Genomic DNA, 21,221 nt, shown 5'->3' on the forward strand with positions numbered 1-21,221 from the left:
ATATTTGCAAAGTAATTTCCATCAGCAGCATTTTTGATTACATTTGCCAAAAAACTCACTATGAGAAAGATATACTTCCTTTTATTCTTATTTATCATCAATAAAGCAATGCCACAGGCTGGTGAACTTGATCCTAACTTTGGGGTTGCCGGTTTTTTCATCAGTGATGATGAAGAATTGGATACCGGTGATGGCATGGCCATTTTGCCGGATAATTCCATCATCATGATTGGAGGGCATGACCATTTTAGCTGTATCAAACTATCGCCAAACGGAGTTTTGGATACCTCTTTTGATACTGACGGAAAAGCGTATGTGACTTTTGAAGGCCTTAATGCAGGAGCCTACGATATTGCAATACAACCTGATGGAAAGATTATCCTTGCAGGCTGTACCTACCTTGTTGGTGGAGAATACCATACTACCATTGCCAGGCTGAATGCCGATGGTTCATTAGATACTACTTTTAATGGAACCGGAAGCCTGACTTTTGATTATAACGCGCAAGAAAAAAATTATTGTTACTCTGTGGCGTTGCAAACTGATGGGAAAATTGTTGTTGCCGGCCATACCGGAAGTTCGGGCGCCACCGATTTTGCTATGGCACGCATCAATCCCGATGGTACGTTCGATAACAACTTTGGTAACAATGGAAAACTGACGTTAAACATCCTTGGTTCCGATTATGCCAAAAGTGTTTTGATACAACCTGATGGCAAAATCTTAGTCTGTGGGTATTCCTATCCAGGTCCTGTTTGTTCGTTTGCGGTTGTAAGGCTGACCAGCACAGGAGACCTTGACAACACCTTTAACGGAGACGGAATCATGACTACCAAAGTAGCCAGCAGCTATGGCAATGATACGGTGCAGGATATGGCTTTACAGGCTGATGGTAAAATTGTGGTATTGTCGGATTGTTATATTGGTTCCCACCAAATCATTGGTGCGATACGATTGACGACCGCAGGCGAATTGGATACTACTTTTAGTGGTGACGGTAAATTCAGCACCACGATGAACAATACGAGTGACTTCCCGAAAGGAGTTGCCATTCAGCCTGATGGAAAAATCATTTTGGCTGGGTCTTACTATAACGGTAATGGAAGCGGCACATCCATCTTTGCCATACGATTGACAACAGGCGGTGATTTAGATACGAGTTTTAGCGGCGATGGAAAAGCAAATTTTTTACCCCCAAACGGCAATGGCCCGGTGGTGTATGATACCAAACTTCAATCAACAGGGCAGATTTTGATTAGCGGTTATTCTGGAGGTAATAATTTTATGATAGCCCGTATCTTTACCGGAAACGAATTGGGACTTACGGAATTGGAAAGCAACACTGTTGGTTTCTACCCCAATCCTGTTGCACAGACCATCAATTTTACGGAAGACATTGCTGAGGCGTCCATCTTTTCTTTAGATGGAAAACTTGTGGCCAAACAAAAAAATACCTTCGGGCAAATGGATGTTTCCAATTTGCAGGAAGGCATTTATATCATTGAGACCAAAACCACTGAGGATAAAATCAACCAGCAGCAATTGGTTATAAAACGATAAGATTACATTAACTGTTTAACTTCGTCAAAATTCAATCCGCCGTAATTACCCGAACTCATCAACAGCAAAGCTGAATTGTTCAAATCATAATTAAACAGGAAATCCTTGAATTCTGCCGGATTGGTATAGATAATCAAATCATCGCGTTTGAATGACGCTGCAATCTGTTCATAGGTTATTTCCTCAAGCTGCTTGATCTTAACCGCATCAGGCGAATAGAACACCACAGCAACATCGGCAGCATTGAGTGCTCCTTCGTATTCTTTTAGGAATTCGGGATTGAGGCTGCTGTAGGTATGCAGTTCGAGGCAGGCGACCAATTTCCTATCGGGATATTGCGATTTTACAGCCTTAGTCGTTGCGGAAACCTTACTTGGCGAATGCGCAAAATCCTTGTACGCGACTTTTCCTTTTCCTTCGGCTATTTTCTCCAAACGTTTGCTGGCACCTTTGAAACTGGCAATGGCTTCATAGAAATCGGCTTCGTCGACACCCATGTTTTGGCAGATCCATTTGGCTCCGGCCAGATTGTTCAGGTTGTGTGCACCAAAAACTTCAATTGGCATTGGACCTTCGGGAGTATCGAGTAAGGTTGTTCCGTCTTCAACGCTGTAACTTGGTGTTTTATAAGGAAGCCTACGAATGGTATTGGTGGTTTCTTCGGCTACTTTCTTAACGGTTTCGTCCTCTTCGTTATACACCAAAATACCGCCTTTGGTGATTTGGTTTACAAAGATTTCAAACTGCTCCACATAATTTTCAAAGGTCGGAAACACATTGATATGGTCCCACGCAATCCCGGAAAGCAAGGCAATATTAGGTTGGTATAAATGAAACTTCGGTCTTCTGTCAATGGGTGACGAAAGGTATTCATCGCCTTCCAAAACAATGAAGTCATTTTCGTGTGTTAGATGTACCATCGTGTCAAAGCCTTCCAATTGGGCACCCACCATATAATCCACTTCGATGTTGTGGTAATGCATCACGTGCAGTATCATTGAAGTAATTGTGGTTTTTCCGTGTGAACCACCAATAACCACGCGGGTTTTGTTTTTGGATTGTTCGTATAGGAATTCGGGATAGGAATAGATTTTCAAACCCAATTCCTGTGCCTTCAGCAACTCGGGATTGTCTGCTTTGGCGTGCATTCCGAGGATGATGGCTTCGATATCTGAAGTGATTTTTTCGGGAAACCAGCCAAATTCTACGGGCAGTAATCCTTTCTTTTCCAATCGTGATTTTGAAGGTTCGAATATGGCGTCATCGCTTCCGGTGACCTGATATCCTTTATTGTGTAATGCCAAAGCTAAGTTGTGCATGGCTGCGCCACCAATGGCAATGAAATGAGTCCTCATTATGATTTATTTCTTTCTTGATAATTTTCTAATACGGTTCGGGCTTTTTCAGGCTGGTTCATTTTATTTTTATATAAATCAGCCAGTTTTTGATAGGTAGTTTTAGAGCCACTAACGGCAATGGCGTTGCTGTACTGCTTTTCGGCATCCTTATACCTTTTGAAATATTCAGCAATATGGCCTTTGGCAAGATAACCGTCGACAGGAGAAATCCTGAGCAGTTCGTTGGCATACCTTTCGGCTTTGCGTTCGCTTCCGCCAACGATTCCGGGTAACTGGAGGTATAATTCTATTAACGCCCAACGTGCTTCGATGTGTTTTGGATTGAGCTGGATTGCTTTTTCAAAAGAAGCTTTGATGTCGCCTATCATTCCGAGTGCCTTTAACTTATTGGAGTCTTTGGCCTTCATGCCGAGGCAGCCACCATACTTATAATGGTAATTGGCGTTAGCTGGATTGAGGGTTTTTAGCCTGCTGTAATAGGACATTGCCTTGTCCCAGGATTTACTGTAGCCTTCGATGTCGCCTAGATATTCTAAGGCTTTAAGGTTTTTGGGATTCTCAACGATTATGTTTTCGAAGATTGGCTTTGCTGCATAGTAATTCCCCTGACTGAACAGCTTTTCCGCTTTCTCGAAACTGGTTTGGGAGAAAGCCATTATTGGCAGTGCTAAAAGAATGAGGAAGAATTTTGTCATTGGGTCACCTTCTATAAAGCAAATGTAGTTTTATTATTGGGATTTTGAAATATCCCCGCAGGAAAAAGAGTAGTGAGCCAAAGTTCTGATTGAAAAATTTTAACATTTCTGTGTCAAAATATCTTTTTTTTTAAAGTTTGCCACAAAAAGTGTGTCAAAATTATTTTTGCGAACAAATTTGACACAGAAATGTTAAAATTTACATTGGAATGGTCCAGAAATACCAGGTGCCGAAGCCACCGTAATGTGGGGTTTTCTTATTATTGGGGATTATTTTATATATTAGCGTGTAACTAAGTTAGCGGTAATCGAAAACCAACTCAATCATGAAATACGAAACTCTAATTGTAAATGATTCTTCAGCAGGGGAAATGATGAAAGAATGTTATGATTTCTCATATAATATTCACAATTACAGAGATTTTATCGATACTCACAATGACTTCCCAGCTGAGAAACCTCCGATTTGGATTAAGTTATATAAAGAGAAAGAATTTAATTCAGTCAATGATTTTGTTCATTCAGTTTATGATTTTATAATAAATGATAAGGTTAAAAATATATTAGAAAAATATAACCTACCTATTCATGATTTTGTTCCCGTTGAAGTTTACAGAAAAGAAAAAACTCTTTTTAACAGCAAATTAGTGAGATACGAATATCACTGGTTTAATCATAACGCTGATAATATTTCCAACTATTATGACTATATAGATTTTTCGAAAAGCGAAATAGGTTTTTCACGAAATGAAAATATAATTGATTTAAAAATAAATTCTATATCAGACATTTATTCTATAAAAGAATCAAATAAAATAATTACATCCGAAATAAATGAATTGTATAAAACTCATTTAGGTGAGACTTCAATCATCAACAAAATGATTAGAGAAAAAGATTTGTATGCTATTAGTTGGCGGGCTGAAAAAATTGTGTTCAAAGAGAATTTTGATAAAGAACTGGATCTTTTTTCTTTGCCTTTATTCTCAAGCAGAACTTATATTTCTCCAAGATTGAAAGAAGCGTTGATAGAAAATCAGGTTAAGGATATCTTGTTTAAGGAAACCGGAAACAATCCAGACAGAAGACATATTTTAAATCCAAAAATTGAAATCAGCGACTGCTACTAACAGCGATTTAAAGTAATATTTCATTTATCTTTACCCTAAAACAAAAAAATCCGTCCCAACATACATCAGGACGGATTTCATTAACCTTAAATAATCACTATTTTACCAATGTCATTTCGTCTACGATGTTTTTGGCTCCCGATAAATTCTCGATAATCCAAAGCACGTAGCGGATATCAACGTTGATGGTTCTTTGCAGTTTTTTGTCAAAGATTACGTCACCAGCCATCGCTTCGATGTTTCCGTCGAAAGCCACTCCGATTAGTTCCCCTTTTCCGTTCAGTACCGGTGAACCCGAGTTTCCACCTGTAATGTCGTTATCAGTTAGGAAATTCACGTGAAGCGAACCGTCCTTGTCAGCAAATCGTCCGTAGTCCTTGTTTTTTGCCATTTCCAAAACCTTTACCGGCAAATCGAATTCCTCGTCGCCTTTTTTATATTTTTTCACCTGTCCGTCAAGGGTTGTGTAGTTGTTGATTTTGGCATCATTTTTTTTGTCAGCAGGCAACGAACGTACCTTTCCGTAAGTCAGACGTAGTGTTGAATTGGCATCAGGATATTTGATGTCGCCAATTTTTGACTCCCTCAAACCTTCCACCAATAAACGGAAAGCTGCTGTGTAATCGTTTTGCGCTTTCGCTATTTCGTCTGATTTAGAAGTAAAATGGTTGAACAAATCATTGGACAATACATATAACGGGTCGTTGTCTAACATTCCCTGGCTTGGGTATTCTACGAATGCCTTTACCCTATCCAACGAAGAGAACATACTCATGTTCATCACAGCATCCACATAATTCTTGAATCCCTGACCTTTATTCTCGCCATTCAATTTTACGATTGAAGGTGCCAAAGGATATCCTTTTGCCTTAGCCACATACAAATCGAGTTGTGCAGCTAGAATGTCTTTTTCTGCAGGCAGGTACGTATCCTTGAAAAACTGCTCAGCTGCATCAAGGACATCCGCTTTCATAGCCGCACGTTTCGTCGCATCAGCTTTGGTATAAACATCCAGCGATCTTCCTAATGTCCTTCCAATATTACCCGAAGCACTGGTCCTGAATAACTGTTGCAGGTAATTATCGTGTCTTGATTTTTCGTTGGTAATGCTGTAGAACTTATTGATATTGGTTACAACATTTCCGTATTTCGCTTTGTTTTCGGCTTTGTTTGCCCAGGCATTGAATTTGGCTTCCTGGACTGCTTTGGTTTTGGCTGTGCCAAATTTGCTCAAAGCATCAATCATTCCCTGGCGGTTTTTCCAGTAGTTGGCTGTAGAAGCGTATTTTGAAGCATAAACCAGGTTCAACGCCTCGCTTTGCTCCATGTATTTTTTCATATTGTCCATTCCTGTTTTTGCACCTTCAACCCATGCCGGATAAGCAAACTTTACGTTTTGCTCGATTCCGCCTGCAGGCATCCAACGGTTGGTTCTTCCCGGATATCCTAAAATCATCGCAAAGTCATTTTCCTTAACTCCGCTTAAATTTACAGGCAGGTAATGTTTCGGTTTCAACGGAACATTGTTTGGAGAATAGGCAGCAGGATTTCCGTCCTTATCAGCATACACACGGAACATAGAGAAATCTCCGGTGTGGCGTGGCCAAACCCAGTTGTCGGTATCGCCACCAAATTTTCCGATGCTTTCAGAAGGAACTCCAACCAAACGCACATCGCGGTAATCCTGGTATACAAAATAGTAGTATTCATTTCCTTGGAAAAACGGCCTTACGTTAACCGTATATTTTCCGCCTTCGCTGTTTTCCTTTTCGATAAGCGCGATTTCAGTGGCGATTGCTTTTTCTCTTTCAGCTTCGGTCATCGAAGGATTTACTTTTGACAGTATCCTTTTGGAAACATCATCCATACGCACAAAGAAACGCACGAACAAACTGGTTTCAGGATGTTTTTCTGCGGCTTTATCTTTTGCCCAGAAACCATTTTTCAGGATATTGTCATTGGCAGATGAAAGTTCGGCAACCGCATCGTAACCGCAGTGGTGGTTGGTTAGGACCAAACCTTCTTTTGATACGATTTCTGCGGTACAACCTCCGTTGAACTGAACGATGGCATCTTTCAAACTGTGGTGGTTGATGCTGTAGATTTCCTCAGCGGTAAGTTGTAAACCCATTTTTTGCATATCGCGGTGGTTTAAACGTTCGATAAACATTAGGAACCACATTCCTTCGTCGGCTTTCATGCTCATTGGCATCAATAGTATACCGGCGATAAGGGATAAAATAATCTTCTTCATTTTTGTGTTATAAGTTATTAGGTTGAATGCTAGTAGTCTGTCATTATTTGGAATTGTTACAATGACACCCTTTAAAATCGTTGCGAATATAATTTTTTTGATATGTCAACAAAAGAAATTTAACATATTACTCCGGATGGAAGTTATGTAACAGCCGTTTTTAGAAAAAACTTTATCTTTATGGAAGTAATTTCTTCTGCAATGAAAAACTCAAAAACACAGGTCGTAATTGTCGGTGCCGGTCCAACCGGGTTGAGTATGGCGGCCCAATTAATCCGCTATAACATTGATTTCATCATTATTGAAAAAAATGAGAAAACCACTCATTTATCCAAAGCGATAGTGCTGCAGGCAAGGTCACTTGAGATTTTCCAGGAATTGGGGATTGTAGAGGAAGCAATTAGAAGAGGCCAGATGACAACCGGAATGAATTTGTTCCGGAATGGCAAACAAAAAGCCGCTGTAGATTTGGCCGATTTGGGAAAAGGATTGAGTGATTTTGCGTTTGCGCTTTCCTTGGAACAAAGCAAAACCGAAAAACTTTTGGCTGAGTTTGTAGCAAATAATCGAAAACAGGTTGAATGGGGTTCTGAGCTTAGCCGTTTTGAACAGCATGAAAATGGAGTAACAGTTTACTATAAGGACAAAACCGGAACCGAGCATAAAATAGAAGCCGATTATCTGGTTGGTTGTGATGGTGCAGGCAGTGTTGTGCGGCATCAATTAGACTTGACATTTGAAGGCAGTACGGAATCCAAATTATTTTATGTTGCGGATGTTGTCCTCCAAAGTCCGGTTATCAATAAAAACAGGTTGTACATGCATTTGATTCCGAAAGGCTTTGTACTCTTCTTCCCGATGGAAGGTGCAGGGCATTACCGTATCATAGGTGTCCTTCCCGAACATACCGATGACAGCCATGAATATTCGTTCGCTGAAATTGAACCGAATATAAAAAAAGGCATCATTACGCCCGTTGATTTTGAAGAACTGCGATGGTTTTCCACTTATAAGGTACATAGCCGCAAAGCCGATTCTTTTAGGAAAGGCAACTGCTTTATAGCCGGTGATGCCGCACACATCCATACGCCTGCCGGCGGACAGGGAATGAATACCGGAATCCAGGATGCCTATAACCTGGCATGGAAAATGGCTTACACACTAAGAGGTGAAGTGAATGACACCGTTTTGGAAACCTACAATACCGAACGCACCGAAAATGCCAAACGATTGCTGAATACCACAGACCGAATGTTTGATGTCATGTCGGGCGTGAATGCATTCTGGAATATTATAAGGCTTGCCTTCTTCCCTATTTTCCTGATAGTGCTTTCGACCAGCAATTTTGTAAAACGCAAAATTTTCCCTTTGCTTTCGCAGATTGGAATTGCCTATCCTGATAGTTATCTGACCCAACAAAGTTCCGTTGGCAAAGTAAAAGCCGGCGACCGAATGCATTATTTCATTTTTGCAAATGGCAGGACGATATTCAGTTACCTGAACGAACCGGTTTTCAAATTGCTTTATTTCGGAAGCAAGCCTGTTGAAAATCCTGTTGGAGAAATTGGGATTACCATGAGCTTTCAGTCCTTTACTGAAATTCCGGCTTCAGTTTTTGGAAACAATTCGGAGTTTTATATCCTATTGCGTCCTGACAACCATGTTTCCTATATTGGAAATGATGTTAAGGAATGCCGAAACTTCCTCAATAAAATCAAACTTTCAGAGAAAAAATAAATTTGAGCCATTTATTTAACAGAATATATTTCATCAACCGTAATTATCTTCCTATATTTACCCTACCACAGTTTAGTTTTTAATTTTTCAAATGCCACGGCCGGAAGAAGCTGAAACAGCGGCTAATGACTGAAAGTAAGCAAAAATTAAAAACTTTATCTTTATGAGATTATTTAGTAAACTGATGGTAGCAATTTTTTTATTGTCCATCCAATTTGTCAATGCACAATCGTGTAACACGTGGATAACCATTATCGACGAATCCACAGGAAATGTAGTCCAGGAAATTAAAAACGGAACCGTTTATTCTTCAAGAGGATGTGTCACGGGTCCGGAAGCCACCATTCGGATCAAAATCCAGGAAGATTGTTCCAACAGCCCCGATGGAAGCGGCTGTCAAACCACTCCACATTTTACCGTAACCAATTTTCACGGCAATTATGATTTTCCGGTAGCGGGCTCAGAAGTTTATACCAATGGCTTTCTTACCGAGTTTGTAACCAACATCCTTGGAGGGCCGATTACAATTTCGGGTATCCAGTGTAATGGGTTAAGGGTGAAAGCAGCTATCAACATGTGTAGTGGTGATGGTCCTGGTCCTGTTAACCCTATTGACCCTTGTGCATTTTGTCCACCGGGAACCGAAAACTGTTTAGGATACGACATTAAAAAATGTTGTGATATGAACTGCCTGATCCTAACTGTAAAAGATCCAAAAAAATGCCCAGGCTGTTATTTGGTTACAGTTGTATTTGATGATGGAACCTCAACGGTTATAAACGTTAGTTTTAACGGTAATGATCGTTTAATGTACTGTTATTCCAAAAAAATCGCACACGTCCTGTCCATAGTCCCTTATGACTGCCCGAATGGTTGCGGCGACACTGGTAGTGGGGAAAATAAAGTTGGCGTCAAGGAAATTCAAAAAGCGCCAGAAAGAAAATCTGAAGTCCAAAAAGACCGGATTATTTTATCGCCTAACCCTACAAAAACAGTAGTAACTTTTGAAGGCAGCAAGCTTAACGATTATTCAATTGCGGTATATGATGAGGCTGGAAAGCAGGTTTTAACCCAAACCGGCATCAACACTTCTTTAAGCCTTGAAAAATTGAGTAACGGCATTTACATTTATATGATAAACGGAAAAGATGGTTATAAACAAACCGGAAAAATAATCAAGGAATAATTTCTTTGAATTCCAATTAAAAAAATCCCGCTCTTAAGCGGGATTTTGTTTTATATGCCACGGCTGTTTTAAGGCTGCTGTGCATCAATATGGAGCATTTCCCAGAGTCTTTTATCCAATTCGGCTAAGCCTTGATGCTCCCTCGTTAGGGCATAATTAACATAATTTTGTTCATTAGTTCCTTTTTATCAGACATTTATCTTGAAAAAAAGTATTATATTTATCTTGAATAAAATTGTGGCATGTGACCTATGCCAAAACAGTAACCCAAAATTAAATAGTTATGGAAGCAAATCAAACCGTAGGAAAACGTATTTCAGGATTTATACAGAAGGAAATAAAGAAACCTGCTTTCAGAAAGGCATTACTGGTCTTTTTTGTCTGTGCGCTATTGGGAACTGTCATAGGTTTTATCTTTGACATGCTGCAGCTTGGTGCCGGTGGAGGAATAGGCTTTGGGCTTATATGGATGGGAGCTGCCTATTTTGGACAAGAAGATGAGGACAAATAAAAATTCAAACAAAATCCCGCTCATAAGCGGGATTTACTATTTATATACCATGACTGTTTTCAGGCTCTTCGGTGTCTACATTGAGCATTTCCCAAAGTTTATCTTTTAGTTCCGTCAATCCTTGATTGGCCACAGATGAAATGAACATATACGGTATTCCTTTGAATTCCTTGTCTAATTGTGCAGCCAATTCGGCTTTTAGTTCCTCATCGAGCATGTCGCTTTTGGAAACCACAATCAGTCGGTCTTTGTCTAACATTTCAGGATTGTAACGACGCAATTCATCCAACAGGATTTCATACTCTTTCTTGATATCATCGGCATCAGCAGGAACCAAAAATAATAAGGTCGAATTACGTTCAATATGCCTTAGGAAATAATGCCCCAGACCTTTTCCTTCGGCTGCGCCTTCAATGATTCCGGGGATATCAGCCATTACAAACGATTTGAATTCACGATACGCCACAATTCCCAGATTGGGTTTTAAGGTCGTAAACGGATAATCGGCAATTTTGGGTTTAGCCGAAGTGAGCACCGAAAGCAAAGTCGATTTTCCTGCATTTGGGAAACCTACCAAACCTACATCGGCAAGAACTTTTAATTCCAAAATCACATCCATCTCTTCAGCTGGCATTCCGGGCTGTGCATAACGCGGCGTTTGGTTGGTAGAACTTCTGAAGTGCCAGTTTCCTAATCCTCCTTTTCCGCCTTTTATCAAGATTACTTCTTCACCATGTTCGGTAATTTCAAACAGGACTTCTTCGGTTTCCTTATCACGGACAACTGTTCCCAACGGAACTTCGATTACCTTATCTTCACCATCATGACCCGTACTTCTTGAACTTCCTCCGTCACCACCATGGCCTGCTTTGACGTGACGCGCAAATTTTAGATGAAACAACGTCCAAAGGCTTTTATTCCCTTTTAGGATTACGTGTCCACCGCGACCTCCATCACCTCCATCAGGGCCACCTTTTTCAATAAATTTCTCGCGGTGTAAATGCGAAGAACCCTTTCCTCCCTTTCCGGAAGAAACATATATTTTTACGTAGTCTACGAAATTGCCTTCTGTCATAATCCTATTCTTTTAATGCCTTAACCAGCACTTTATCTATTTTCACGCCATCCATGTCAATGACTTCAAGTTCCAATCGGTTCCAAACCAGTTTTTCTCCCTGTGTTGGAATTTTACCCATTTCGGTCATAATCAATCCACTCACGGTAGTCACTTCATAATCGTTGGTAAGATCATCCATGTCGAAATACGTCAGGAAATCATGCAGCGAATACAAGCCATCAACCAACCACGTTCCGTCTTCACGGGCAATCAATTGGTATTCATCTTCATCAAAATCGGCAGCATCGCCAACCAAAGCTTCGAGGATGTCATTCAGTGTAATGATTCCCTGAAACACACCATATTCATCGGTAACAAAAGCATAATGCACTTTTGATTTCTTGAAATTTTCCAATGCCTTGTAAGCCGAAGTATGTTCAATAAGGTAAACCGGAGTTTTGGTAATCGACTTTAAGTTGAATTTCCCTTTTTCAAAACTCGCAAACAAATCCTTTAGCAAAACCACGCCTTCCACATCATCCATATTGTTTTCTTTGCAAACCGGATAAAACGAATGCAGTTCCTCCAACATTTTCTCTTTCAAATCCTCAACTTTATCATCAAGTGAAAGATAGACTATATGCTGGCGGTGTGTCATCAACGAATTGATTTTTCGGTCACCAATATGGAAAACACGTTCCACAATATCCTGCTCTATTTCCTGGACTTCACCAACTTCGGTTCCTTCCTTGATAATCGCCTTGATTTCCTCTTCGGTCACTTTTCCGTCGGCAGTTGGTTTGATGTTGAATAACTTCAGTATTCCTTCGGTGGAAATGGTCAGCAGCCAGATAAAAGGTGCCGTAGCAATCGAAACCATTTTCATCGGAACAGCAACTGCTTTGGCAATGGCTTCCGGATAATTCAACCCTATTCTTTTAGGCAGTAATTCACCCAAAACCAACGAAAAGAATGTCAATACCACTACCACAATCCCAACACCGATTGAATCGGCATAAGGTTTTAAAACTGCAAAACCCGAAACAAAAGTTTGGACATCGGTGGTGATTTTTTCACCCGAATAAATACCGGTCAAAATTCCGATAAGCGTAATCCCGATCTGAACCGTTGAAAGGAATTTATTTGGCGAATTGGCCAGATCCAATGCTACTTTTGCATTATTGTGCCCTTTTTTGGCTGCAGTTTCCAGACGGTTTTTACGCGCCGAAATCAGCGCAATCTCCGACATCGAAAAAACCCCATTTATTAGGATTAAAAAAAAGATTATAAGTATTTCCATTTTGAGTTATAAGTTATGAGTTATGAGTTGTGATAACCGATAACAAAAAATTGTTTTTTAAAATTTGTCGAAAACGCTGGTCAGCCTTTCCGTTACTTCAGCAATGCTCCCGATTCCGTCAACCGCATGGAATTTGCCCTGCGCTTTGTAATAGTCCATCAAAGGTGCCGTTTTTTGGTTGTATTCGTCATAACGGTTCCTGATTTTTTCTTCGTCCTGATCATCAGGCCTTCCCGAAGTTTTTCCTCTTTCCAGCAAACGGGCAACCAAAATATTATCATCTGCTTCCAAAGCTACAGTTGCCGTAATGCTTTCATTTTTCGATTCCAAAAATGCATCCAAAGCTTCAGCCTGCGCAATAGTCCTTGGGAAACCATCAAAAAGGAAACCGGCAGAATAAGGATGTTTACCCACTTCGCCTTCCAGCATTTTTATTGTAACCTCATCCGGAACCAAATCGCCTTTATCCATGTAGGATTTGGCCAGTTTACCCAATTCAGTATTATTTTGGATGTTGTATCTGAAAATATCTCCGGTTGAAAGATGGGTCAGATTGTATTTCTCTTTTAAAAATTCAGCTTGTGTACCTTTACCTGCGCCAGGTTTTCCGAAAAGAACGATGATAATCATTAGTTATTTTAAATTTTGAATTATAAATTTTGAATTATTGGGCTAACTGATAAATGTCCGGTAAATTCCTTCCCAATCCATCGTAGTCTAAACCATAACCAACAATGAATTTGTTTGGGATCCGGATACCGATATAATCTAGTTTAATATCTTTTTTATACGCTTCGGGCTTGAAGAAAAGCGTTGCGATTTTCAAATGCTTTACCTTTTTTTCCTTGAAGATGGCTTTCAATTCCTCAACCGTATTCCCGGTGTCAACAATGTCTTCAACAACCACAACGGTTCTTCCTTCCAAATCCTGGTTCAAACCGATCAATTGTTTCATGTTGTTGCTGGACTGCGTTCCTTCATACGAAGCCATTTTCACAAAACTCACTTCACACATGCCCCGGTATTGTTTCATTAAATCAGACAATACCATGAATGCCCCATTCAAAACGCCAATGAATACCGGCACTTCATCAAAAAAATCATCATCCATCTGCTTAGCCATATTCTTGATGGCAAAATCAATTTCTTCAGAAGAAATAAACGGCTCGAAAGTTTTGTCGTGAAGATGTATCATGTCGTTTTGGTTTTAAAATAAGGTGCAAAGATAAGAACTTGAAGCTTAGAAGTTAGCCCTTGTAAGTGAAAATCTCAAATAAAATGTATTTTTTATATTTACCGAATGGATATGTTTTTTTTTGACCGAATCAGCAAAAGCAACGCCGGTACCGCTACCCGAAATGGTATCCGCGATTTTGTATTGCAAAATCCTGGGCTTCTTCCTGAATTGGTTGCATTCGGAACAGACCTGAACAACAAAAATCAATACAAAGCCGTTTGGATTATAGAAATGCTTGCCGAAACACATCCTCAGTTACTAATCCCTTTTATAGATTCAATCGCTGATGTTGCCGGAAAATACAAACACGAATCCGCCATCAGAGGCATTTCACGAACGATACTTTTCCTGGCCAAATCTCCAAAAATTGCGCTAACCGAAACGCAGCAGGAAAAATTTATCGAAATCAGTTTGGACCGATTGATTGGCGATGATAAGGTAGCACCCAAAGTATTTGCCATGTACGCCCTGTCGCATTTTTCAAAACAGCACGAATGGATTAAGGACGAATTACACATTATCATCAACAAGGATTTTGCGCAACAGTCCGCTGGATATAAAGCTGCCGCAAGGGAAGTTTTAAGAAAAATATAAGGCTGTTTTTTTGATTTGAAATAGTATCTTTGTGCCAACAACTACAACAACAAATAATGAATTATTTCTCTTCCGATTTCAAACTGGGAATCCTTGGTGGCGGCCAGCTTGGCAAAATGCTTTTAGCCGAAACCCGAAAATTTGATATTCAAACCTATGTTTTCGACCCAAGCATGGATGCGCCGTGCCAGTTTGGCGCCACGCATTTCTTTATTGGCGATTTGATGGATTATGATACGGTTTACGAATTTGGCAAGAAAGTCGATTTGCTGACCATCGAAATTGAAAACATCAATCTGGATGCCTTGGAGAAATTGGAAGCCGAAGGACTCAAAGTTTATCCTTCACCAAAAACGCTAAGGCTAATCCAGAACAAAGGCGTTCAAAAGGACTTTTATGTCCAGAACCAAATTCCAACTGCAGCTTTCAAAAGATTTCCATCCATAAACGGACTAAGGACTGAAATGGAAAACGGCATGATTGAAATGCCTTTTGTATGGAAATGCGCCCAGTTTGGCTACGACGGAAATGGCGTAAAAGTAGTGCGCTCGATGTCGGATATTGAGAATTTACCCAATGTGGAATGCATCGCCGAACAAATGGTTCCGTTCAAAAATGAATTGGCGGTAATTGTTGCACGTTCTGCTTCAGGTGAAGTAAAAACCTATCCTGTGGTCGAAATGGAATTCCATCCCGAAGCCAATCAGGTGGAATATGTAATCTGCCCGGCACGCATCGATTTTAACATCGCCAAAAAAGCCAATAAGATTGCACTTCAGGTTTCAGAAGCCTACAACCACGTTGGTCTGCTCGCGGTAGAAATGTTCCAAACGCACGACGAAGGGATTTTGGTAAACGAAGTAGCACCAAGGCCTCACAATTCGGGTCATTACAGCATCGAAGCGAGTTATACCTCGCAGTTCGAAAACCATCTGCGTGCCATTTTGGATTTGCCTTTGGGAAGTACTGCCAGCAAAGTCGTCGGAATTATGGTAAATTTGGTGGGCGCCGAAGGATATTCCGGAAACGTAATTTATCAAAACATCGAAAAAATCATGGCGATTGATGGCGTAACGCCGCACATTTACGGCAAAAAGGAAACACGTCCTTTCCGCAAAATGGGACACGTAACCATTGTAAATGAGAATATGGACACAGCCCGCAAAATTGCCGAAGAAGTAAAGAATACAATAAAAGTCATTTCAAATTAAATCAGTGATGGTAAAGAAAATATTAAAAGCTGTCCTGAACTCCATGATATTATTTTGTGTGGTTTCCTTCCTGTCCTTTTTATTTTCCTTTATCAGCAACCATTTAAACGAAACTGTTCCTAATTTGAGGATCGGATTTCCTTTAAATTATTATTACCAATATGCTGTCGCCGACAATTGTGATGGCCTTGATTTATTGCATGGCTCCAATGTTGGCTATTTCATCCTTAATTATTTAATTTGCCTTATCGTTGTTATATTGACAAACTACAAACATTTGATTATTAAAAGAAAATAATATGAGCAAAGTAGCCATCATCATGGGAAGCCAAAGCGACCTGCCGGTTATGCAGGAAGCCATTGACATCCTGAAAAGTTTTGACATCGAAACCGAAGTCGACATTGTTTCGGCACACCGAACTCCCGAAAAATTATTTGATTTCAGCAAAAAAGCACACACCCGAGGCATTTCGGTAATCATTGCCGGTGCTGGCGGCGCTGCGCATTTACCGGGAATGGTTGCCTCCATGTCGCCATTACCCGTAATCGGTGTACCGGTAAAATCGAGCAATTCCATCGATGGCTGGGATTCGGTTTTGTCCATATTACAAATGCCTGGCGGCGTTCCTGTAGCGACTGTCGCTTTGAACGGTGCCAAAAATGCCGGCATATTGGCTGCGCAAATCATCGGAAGCCATGACAGGCTGGTACTTGACAAAATCATTGTATACAAGGAATCCCTGAAAGACGCGGTGAACAAGTCATCGGATGAAATGAAGAAATAATTAGGTATTCCTGTGAAAACAACTGTTAGAAATATAATCCTGCTTTTGCATTTGTTTACGGCAATTGCTGCTTATTCCCAACCAAAAGATCAGAATAAGGAAATTGAAGCTGTGTTCTATAACTACATACACGCATCTAAAAGCGATAATGAAGAGGAGGAACTTAAATTTTTATATGAGGAGCAGTTTGATGAATACCCTAAAACCCTTTTCATGTCAATGCATGAAACCCGGAAGTCGATAACGACAATTGATGAAAAAATATACAGGATTTCTAAAACACTTGAAAAAGCGAATATCAAATATGTAAAAATCTCATACAAAGTCAATTGGATATTTGATTTTAAAGAGAATAAAGACCCTGACAATGTTAATTATTTTATCGAAAGATTAGAATACGGATTTGGTAAAGACAGTGTAACTGTTGACAAAAAGAATTTTAAGGCTATTGCCAAATATGTCAATTATGTATATGCTGCTTTTAATCCGAAATACAATGGGTGGAAAATTGTTTTACCCGAAATTGTTGGCGATGGCAGTACAGAGGGCACTAAATGGGACGCAATTCCACAAGAAATATTACAAAAATTAATAGAGATGTAAATACATTTTGAATTATACCATGAAAATCTTAACAGAAACATTTACTACAAAACACAATACGGCACCTTTCAGCCAGATTAAATTAGAGGATTACCAAGCTGCTTTCGAGGAAAATATCGCCAAAGCACGCGCTGAAGTAGATGCCATTACCAACAATCCTGAAACGCCAACATTTGAAAACACCATCGAAGCATTGGACTTTTCTGGTGAAGCGTTGGATAGGCTTTCGTCTATTTTCTTCAACCTGAATTCGGCTGAAACCAGTGACGCAATGCAGAAAATTGCGCAGGATGTTTCTCCACTGCTAACGGCTTTCAGCAATGATATTGCACTAAACGAAGAGTTGTTCAAACGCGTAAAAGCGGTTTACGAACAAAGGGATTCGTTAAAACTAAGTCCGGAACAAGCTACTTTATTGGACAAAAAATTCAAAAGCTTTTCAAGAAATGGAGCCTTGCTTTCAAACGATAAAAAGTCCCGCTTACGTGAAATTGATACCGAACTCGCCAAACTCAAACTGACGTATGGCGAAAATGTTTTGGCCGAAACCAACAACTACCAATTGCACATCAACGATGAATTGCAATTAAAAGGCCTGCCCGAAGGAACCATCGAAGCTGCTGCAAGCCTGGCAAAATCAAAAAACCTCGAAGGCTGGGTGTTTACTTTGGATTACCCAAGCTATATTCCGTTTGTGACCTATGCCGACAATCGTGAATTGCGCAAGGAACTCGCCATTGCCAACGGAAAAAAAGCATTTCAAAGCAACGAATTCGACAACCAGGAAATCACATTAAGGATTGCCAAACTGCGTTTTGAACGCGCCAATCTGTTAGGCTATAAAACGCATTCCGATTTTGTTTTGGAAGAGCGCATGGCGCAGACTCCCGAAAAAGTAAAATCGTTCCTGAATGATTTACTGGCTAAGGCTAAACCTGCAGCGCAAAAGGAATTTGCACAACTGACTGCCTTTGCCAAAGAACTTGATGGAATTGACCAACTCGAAAAATGGGATGGCGCATACTATTCGGAAAAGCTGAAACAAAAATTATTCGACTTTGATGACGAAAAACTAAAACCGTATTTCAAGCTTGAAAATGTTTTGAACGGAGCATTCACAGTTGCCGAAAAATTATTCGGAATCACGTTCAAGGAAGTTTTTGACATTGAAAAATACCATGAAGATGTGCAGACTTTTGAGGTTTTGGACTTCGAAGGAAAACTGGTTGCGATTTTCTACGCCGATTTCTTCCCAAGAAAAGGAAAACGAAACGGTGCCTGGATGACCTCGTTCAAACCACAATATATCAAGGATGGTGTTAACGAAAGACCGCATGTTTCAATCGTCTGCAACTTTACGCCACCGACCGACAGCAAACCTTCGCTCCTAACCTTTAATGAAGTGACAACCTTATTCCACGAATTTGGCCACGCCTTACACGGAATGTTAGCCAATACAACGTATCCAAGTTTATCGGGAACTTCGGTGTATTGGGACTTTGTCGAATTGCCAAGCCAGGTTATGGAAAACTGGTGCTACGAACCGGAAGCTTTGGCTATTTTTGCCAAACATTACGAGACGGGAGAAATCATCCCACAGGAATTTGTCAATAAAATCAAGGAAAGTGCAAGCTTTCTGGAAGGCATGGCAACCTTGCGCCAATTGAGTTTTGGAATCCTTGACATGGCTTTCCACAGCAACAATCCAAACACGATTACCGATGTAAAGGCATTTGAAAAAACAGCTTTTGAAGGCACCAATTTATATCCTGATGTAGAAGAAAACTGCATGAGCGTTTCGTTTTCGCATATTTTCCAAGGCGGCTATTCCTCAGGATATTACAGCTACAAATGGGCTGAAGTATTGGACGCCGATGCCTTTGCCTATTTTCAGGAAAAAGGGATTTTCAACAAGGAAGTGGCTACAAAATTCAAGGAAAATGTATTGTCAAAAGGCGGAACAGAACTGCCAATGAAACTTTACAAGCGTTTCCGTGGACAGGAACCAAAACCGGAAGCTTTATTAAAAAGAGCGGGATTGATTTAGCTTACTGTTTGACAAACTTTGCCTGGAATTTTTGTTCTCCGGCAAAGGCCTGGATAATATAAATTCCCGAAGCCAGCATCCCAACGTTTACCTTTTTGGCATTGGTATTTTCGTTCAAAACGATTTTGCCGGTCATGTCGGTAATGATTAATCTGTCCAGATTGATATCCGATTGTATTTCGAGGATTTGCGTTGCCGGATTGGGAGCAATGGCCATCGTATTTGAATTCCATTGTGCATTCGACAACGAATTCACAGTAAGTTTATAATCCTCTATTTCACCACTAAAAATGTAGCAGGGCTCAATATGGTTTACCGTATTGGTCAAAATTGCCCGAATCCTGTAATCTCCTATCGCAACATCTGAAGGAATTTGAAAACTTCCGGAAACCCCAAGTGGCGAAGAGCCACTTGCGAAAAGCAATTCTCCAGCATCATCAAAATCATAATCCCGATTCCAATCGGCATACAAATTAACTACTACTGCAAACACGCCTCCTGTTGTTGCAGCACGGGAACTGACAGTAAAATCGAGTGTTTCGCCTGTAGCTACCGGTGCTGAAAAAGCATTGTAATAATCTGCTATTCCACCTTCTGAACAACCGGAATTCAGGTTTTGCATTAGTATATCCCCACTTCTGAACAACGTAAAATCGTCTATGACCAATGCCGGGATTTGCGGTGCAGGCATACTGCAGGATTGCGCCGAATAATTGGCACAATAGAAATCGGAAACTACTGCATTGGAAACCGTAGAATAACTGTTTATTGAATTTGACGGCCTGATCCTGTAAAAGTTCTGCTCTCCGGAAACTGCAGGGACATGTTCGAGCATCGTTTCATTTTCTGCAGTACCGGCAACAACTCTATAAGGACCTCCAACAGCCGAAGCACGCTCAATCATATAACCTGTTTCAAGGTTGGAATTGTCTGTCCAGGTAAGGGTTACGCCATAAGCATCGGCGATAGCTGTTAAATTGGATGGTGCGGGTTGTAAAGTCTCAGGAGCATCAAGCGTATACGTATTGGATGGATTGTGCAAAAGCAACGTTCCGTCGCGCATTCGCGCGTATTGTCCCTCGGTAAAGATATAAGGCACACAGGTATTGTACGCCATATAATTGGTTAAATCGGGAGTGAATGTATCGCCATTGGCATCAGTAGCCGTGCCCGAATAAATACAAAAATTCATATCGGTATTGGGGCTTCCGTACGCATCGGCAGGCGTATCACAAAGGAAATCGCCTTTCAAATCGCAATTCGCCGCAATACGCGGCGCTACTTCATCAAAATCACGCGTTACCAATTCACGGTTGGCAATCACCGGATTTGCCGAATTATAAAAGGTATGCTGCAACCCGAAAAAATGCCCAAACTCATGAACAAAGGACTTGCCGTTCATAACCGATGTATTGCGGTACCATATCCTGTTCTGGCTCTGCTGTGTTGGAGACACCGGAGAAAGTCCTCCCGCAGTAGTACCATTTACCAGCAGCACCCTTGTAAAATAAACATTAATCGCATTGTTATGCCCATTGCTATTGGAGAAGTTGGCATTGTCGGTAAAAGTAGTATCACCATCATTCAAATCGCTGTTTGGATATCGGTTAAAGTCGGTACCACTAAAATAAAACTGGACATTTATCTCATAAAATTCATTATTCAAACGGGCAAGTGCCTTATTAATACTGCCCGAATCAAGATAGCCCGAACCGTCATCCTCTCCAATCAAATGGGCTTTGATTGGAACATAAGTAATGCCATTCCCATTGACCTGATTGGGCGCCGCCTTTAGTTGTTCGAGGGTTTGCCTGCGAAGGAGTTCATCATTAATATCTGAAACACTGCTGACACCACATTCTAGGACTTGTGAAAAGGACGTTAGCGAGGTGAGCAATAACAATAGGTAAATCTTTTTCATAGTAATTGATCATTAGTATCCAAATTTAAATAAAA

General features: G+C 40.5%; 18 protein-coding genes. 10 read left to right on the forward strand and 8 right to left on the reverse strand.

Features of this window, described 5'->3' with window-relative positions; genetic code table 11:
- Positions 1 to 60 precede the first annotated feature (60 nt).
- A complete protein-coding gene (locus tag L1S31_RS12400) occupies positions 61 to 1,560 on the forward strand; it encodes a T9SS type A sorting domain-containing protein (protein ID WP_236465051.1) in 1,500 nt (499 codons plus the stop codon).
- Between the two features lie 2 nt (positions 1,561 to 1,562).
- Here L1S31_RS12400 and L1S31_RS12405 read toward each other — a convergent pair whose 3' ends face one another.
- The gene (locus L1S31_RS12405) at positions 1,563 to 2,915 is read right to left on the reverse strand and encodes a UDP-N-acetylmuramate--L-alanine ligase (RefSeq protein WP_236465052.1); all 1,353 of its coding nucleotides are present in this window, start codon (positions 2,913 to 2,915) and stop codon (positions 1,563 to 1,565) included.
- The gene (locus L1S31_RS12410) at positions 2,915 to 3,613 is read right to left on the reverse strand and encodes a tetratricopeptide repeat protein (RefSeq protein ID WP_236465053.1); all 699 of its coding nucleotides are present in this window, start codon (positions 3,611 to 3,613) and stop codon (positions 2,915 to 2,917) included. The genes L1S31_RS12405 and L1S31_RS12410 overlap by 1 nt, the downstream gene beginning before the upstream one ends.
- Positions 3,614 to 3,939: 326 nt before the next feature.
- On the opposite strand from L1S31_RS12410, the gene L1S31_RS12415 reads away from it, so the two are divergent.
- Positions 3,940 to 4,743 carry a hypothetical protein gene (locus L1S31_RS12415; RefSeq protein WP_236465054.1) on the forward strand — a complete coding sequence of 268 codons (804 nt, stop codon included), beginning with the start codon at positions 3,940 to 3,942 and terminating at the stop codon, positions 4,741 to 4,743.
- Positions 4,744 to 4,840: 97 nt separating this feature from the next.
- On the opposite strand, the gene L1S31_RS12420 is transcribed toward L1S31_RS12415, so the two are convergent.
- Positions 4,841 to 6,997, reverse strand: a complete 2,157-nt coding sequence (locus L1S31_RS12420) for a S46 family peptidase (protein ID WP_236465055.1) — start codon at positions 6,995 to 6,997, stop codon at positions 4,841 to 4,843.
- 180 nt (positions 6,998 to 7,177) lie between these two features.
- Here L1S31_RS12420 and L1S31_RS12425 point away from each other — a divergent pair, with 180 nt between their 5' ends.
- The 3 genes from L1S31_RS12425 (at position 7,178) to L1S31_RS12435 (ending at position 10,431) form a co-directional block, all read left to right on the forward strand.
- A complete protein-coding gene (locus L1S31_RS12425; RefSeq protein ID WP_236465056.1) occupies positions 7,178 to 8,734 on the forward strand; it encodes an FAD-dependent monooxygenase in 1,557 nt (518 codons plus the stop codon).
- Positions 8,735 to 8,897: 163 nt separating this feature from the next.
- Positions 8,898 to 9,920, forward strand: coding sequence for a T9SS type A sorting domain-containing protein (locus L1S31_RS12430; protein ID WP_236465057.1), 1,023 nt, complete (start codon positions 8,898 to 8,900; stop codon positions 9,918 to 9,920).
- A 283-nt stretch (positions 9,921 to 10,203) separates the two neighbouring features.
- On the forward strand, positions 10,204 to 10,431 hold the full coding sequence (locus tag L1S31_RS12435) for a hypothetical protein (RefSeq protein WP_236465058.1): 228 nt from the start codon (positions 10,204 to 10,206) through the stop codon (positions 10,429 to 10,431).
- A gap of 40 nt (positions 10,432 to 10,471) precedes the next feature.
- Here L1S31_RS12435 and obgE read toward each other — a convergent pair whose 3' ends face one another.
- From obgE to hpt, 4 genes are all read right to left on the reverse strand, one after another.
- A complete protein-coding gene (obgE, locus tag L1S31_RS12440; RefSeq protein WP_236465059.1) occupies positions 10,472 to 11,506 on the reverse strand; it encodes a GTPase ObgE in 1,035 nt (344 codons plus the stop codon).
- A gap of 4 nt (positions 11,507 to 11,510) precedes the next feature.
- The gene (locus L1S31_RS12445; RefSeq protein WP_236465136.1) at positions 11,511 to 12,737 is read right to left on the reverse strand and encodes a hemolysin family protein; all 1,227 of its coding nucleotides are present in this window, start codon (positions 12,735 to 12,737) and stop codon (positions 11,511 to 11,513) included.
- A 108-nt stretch (positions 12,738 to 12,845) separates the two neighbouring features.
- A complete protein-coding gene (locus L1S31_RS12450) occupies positions 12,846 to 13,418 on the reverse strand; it encodes an adenylate kinase (protein ID WP_236465060.1) in 573 nt (190 codons plus the stop codon).
- Between the two features lie 34 nt (positions 13,419 to 13,452).
- Entirely contained in the window at positions 13,453 to 13,983 is a 531-nt protein-coding gene (gene hpt, locus L1S31_RS12455) for a hypoxanthine phosphoribosyltransferase (protein WP_236465061.1), read from the reverse strand.
- 105 nt (positions 13,984 to 14,088) lie between these two features.
- On the opposite strand from hpt, the gene L1S31_RS12460 reads away from it, so the two are divergent.
- From L1S31_RS12460 to L1S31_RS12480, 5 genes are all read left to right on the forward strand, one after another.
- A complete protein-coding gene (locus L1S31_RS12460) occupies positions 14,089 to 14,619 on the forward strand; it encodes a HEAT-like fold family protein (protein WP_236465062.1) in 531 nt (176 codons plus the stop codon).
- A 56-nt stretch (positions 14,620 to 14,675) separates the two neighbouring features.
- A complete protein-coding gene (locus tag L1S31_RS12465; RefSeq protein ID WP_236465063.1) occupies positions 14,676 to 15,830 on the forward strand; it encodes a 5-(carboxyamino)imidazole ribonucleotide synthase in 1,155 nt (384 codons plus the stop codon).
- Between the two features lie 299 nt (positions 15,831 to 16,129).
- A complete protein-coding gene (purE, locus tag L1S31_RS12470) occupies positions 16,130 to 16,615 on the forward strand; it encodes a 5-(carboxyamino)imidazole ribonucleotide mutase (RefSeq protein ID WP_236465064.1) in 486 nt (161 codons plus the stop codon).
- A 12-nt stretch (positions 16,616 to 16,627) separates the two neighbouring features.
- Complete coding sequence (locus L1S31_RS12475; RefSeq protein ID WP_236465065.1) at positions 16,628 to 17,218, forward strand: hypothetical protein; 591 nt, start codon at positions 16,628 to 16,630, stop codon at positions 17,216 to 17,218.
- A gap of 19 nt (positions 17,219 to 17,237) precedes the next feature.
- On the forward strand, positions 17,238 to 19,265 hold the full coding sequence (locus L1S31_RS12480) for a M3 family metallopeptidase (protein ID WP_236465066.1): 2,028 nt from the start codon (positions 17,238 to 17,240) through the stop codon (positions 19,263 to 19,265).
- A gap of 1 nt (position 19,266) precedes the next feature.
- Here the strand turns inward: L1S31_RS12480 and L1S31_RS12485 are convergent, their stop codons facing one another.
- A complete protein-coding gene (locus tag L1S31_RS12485) occupies positions 19,267 to 21,186 on the reverse strand; it encodes a zinc-dependent metalloprotease (protein WP_236465067.1) in 1,920 nt (639 codons plus the stop codon).
- Positions 21,187 to 21,221: the final 35 nt, after the last annotated feature.

Origin of the sequence: Flavobacterium wongokense, assembly GCF_021608265.1 — a bacterium.
Lineage (GTDB): Bacteria > Bacteroidota > Bacteroidia > Flavobacteriales > Flavobacteriaceae > Flavobacterium > Flavobacterium wongokense.

Excerpts from the sequence above, each read along its gene's own strand:
- L1S31_RS12400 (WP_236465051.1), top strand. The coding sequence starts at position 61 with ATGAGAAAGATATACTTCCTTTTATTCTTATTTATCATCAATAAAGCA.
- L1S31_RS12405 (WP_236465052.1), bottom strand. The coding sequence starts at position 2,915 with ATGAGGACTCATTTCATTGCCATTGGTGGCGCAGCCATGCACAACTTA.
- L1S31_RS12410 (WP_236465053.1), bottom strand. The coding sequence starts at position 3,613 with ATGACAAAATTCTTCCTCATTCTTTTAGCACTGCCAATAATGGCTTTC.
- L1S31_RS12415 (WP_236465054.1), top strand. The coding sequence starts at position 3,940 with ATGAAATACGAAACTCTAATTGTAAATGATTCTTCAGCAGGGGAAATG.
- L1S31_RS12420 (WP_236465055.1), bottom strand. The coding sequence starts at position 6,997 with ATGAAGAAGATTATTTTATCCCTTATCGCCGGTATACTATTGATGCCA.
- L1S31_RS12425 (WP_236465056.1), top strand. The coding sequence starts at position 7,178 with ATGGAAGTAATTTCTTCTGCAATGAAAAACTCAAAAACACAGGTCGTA.
- L1S31_RS12430 (WP_236465057.1), top strand. The coding sequence starts at position 8,898 with ATGAGATTATTTAGTAAACTGATGGTAGCAATTTTTTTATTGTCCATC.
- L1S31_RS12435 (WP_236465058.1), top strand. The coding sequence starts at position 10,204 with ATGGAAGCAAATCAAACCGTAGGAAAACGTATTTCAGGATTTATACAG.
- obgE (WP_236465059.1), bottom strand. The coding sequence starts at position 11,506 with ATGACAGAAGGCAATTTCGTAGACTACGTAAAAATATATGTTTCTTCC.
- L1S31_RS12445 (WP_236465136.1), bottom strand. The coding sequence starts at position 12,737 with ATGTCGGAGATTGCGCTGATTTCGGCGCGTAAAAACCGTCTGGAAACT.
- L1S31_RS12450 (WP_236465060.1), bottom strand. The coding sequence starts at position 13,418 with ATGATTATCATCGTTCTTTTCGGAAAACCTGGCGCAGGTAAAGGTACA.
- hpt (WP_236465061.1), bottom strand. The coding sequence starts at position 13,983 with ATGATACATCTTCACGACAAAACTTTCGAGCCGTTTATTTCTTCTGAA.
- L1S31_RS12460 (WP_236465062.1), top strand. The coding sequence starts at position 14,089 with ATGGATATGTTTTTTTTTGACCGAATCAGCAAAAGCAACGCCGGTACC.
- L1S31_RS12465 (WP_236465063.1), top strand. The coding sequence starts at position 14,676 with ATGAATTATTTCTCTTCCGATTTCAAACTGGGAATCCTTGGTGGCGGC.
- purE (WP_236465064.1), top strand. The coding sequence starts at position 16,130 with ATGAGCAAAGTAGCCATCATCATGGGAAGCCAAAGCGACCTGCCGGTT.
- L1S31_RS12480 (WP_236465066.1), top strand. The coding sequence starts at position 17,238 with ATGAAAATCTTAACAGAAACATTTACTACAAAACACAATACGGCACCT.
- L1S31_RS12485 (WP_236465067.1), bottom strand. The coding sequence starts at position 21,186 with ATGAAAAAGATTTACCTATTGTTATTGCTCACCTCGCTAACGTCCTTT.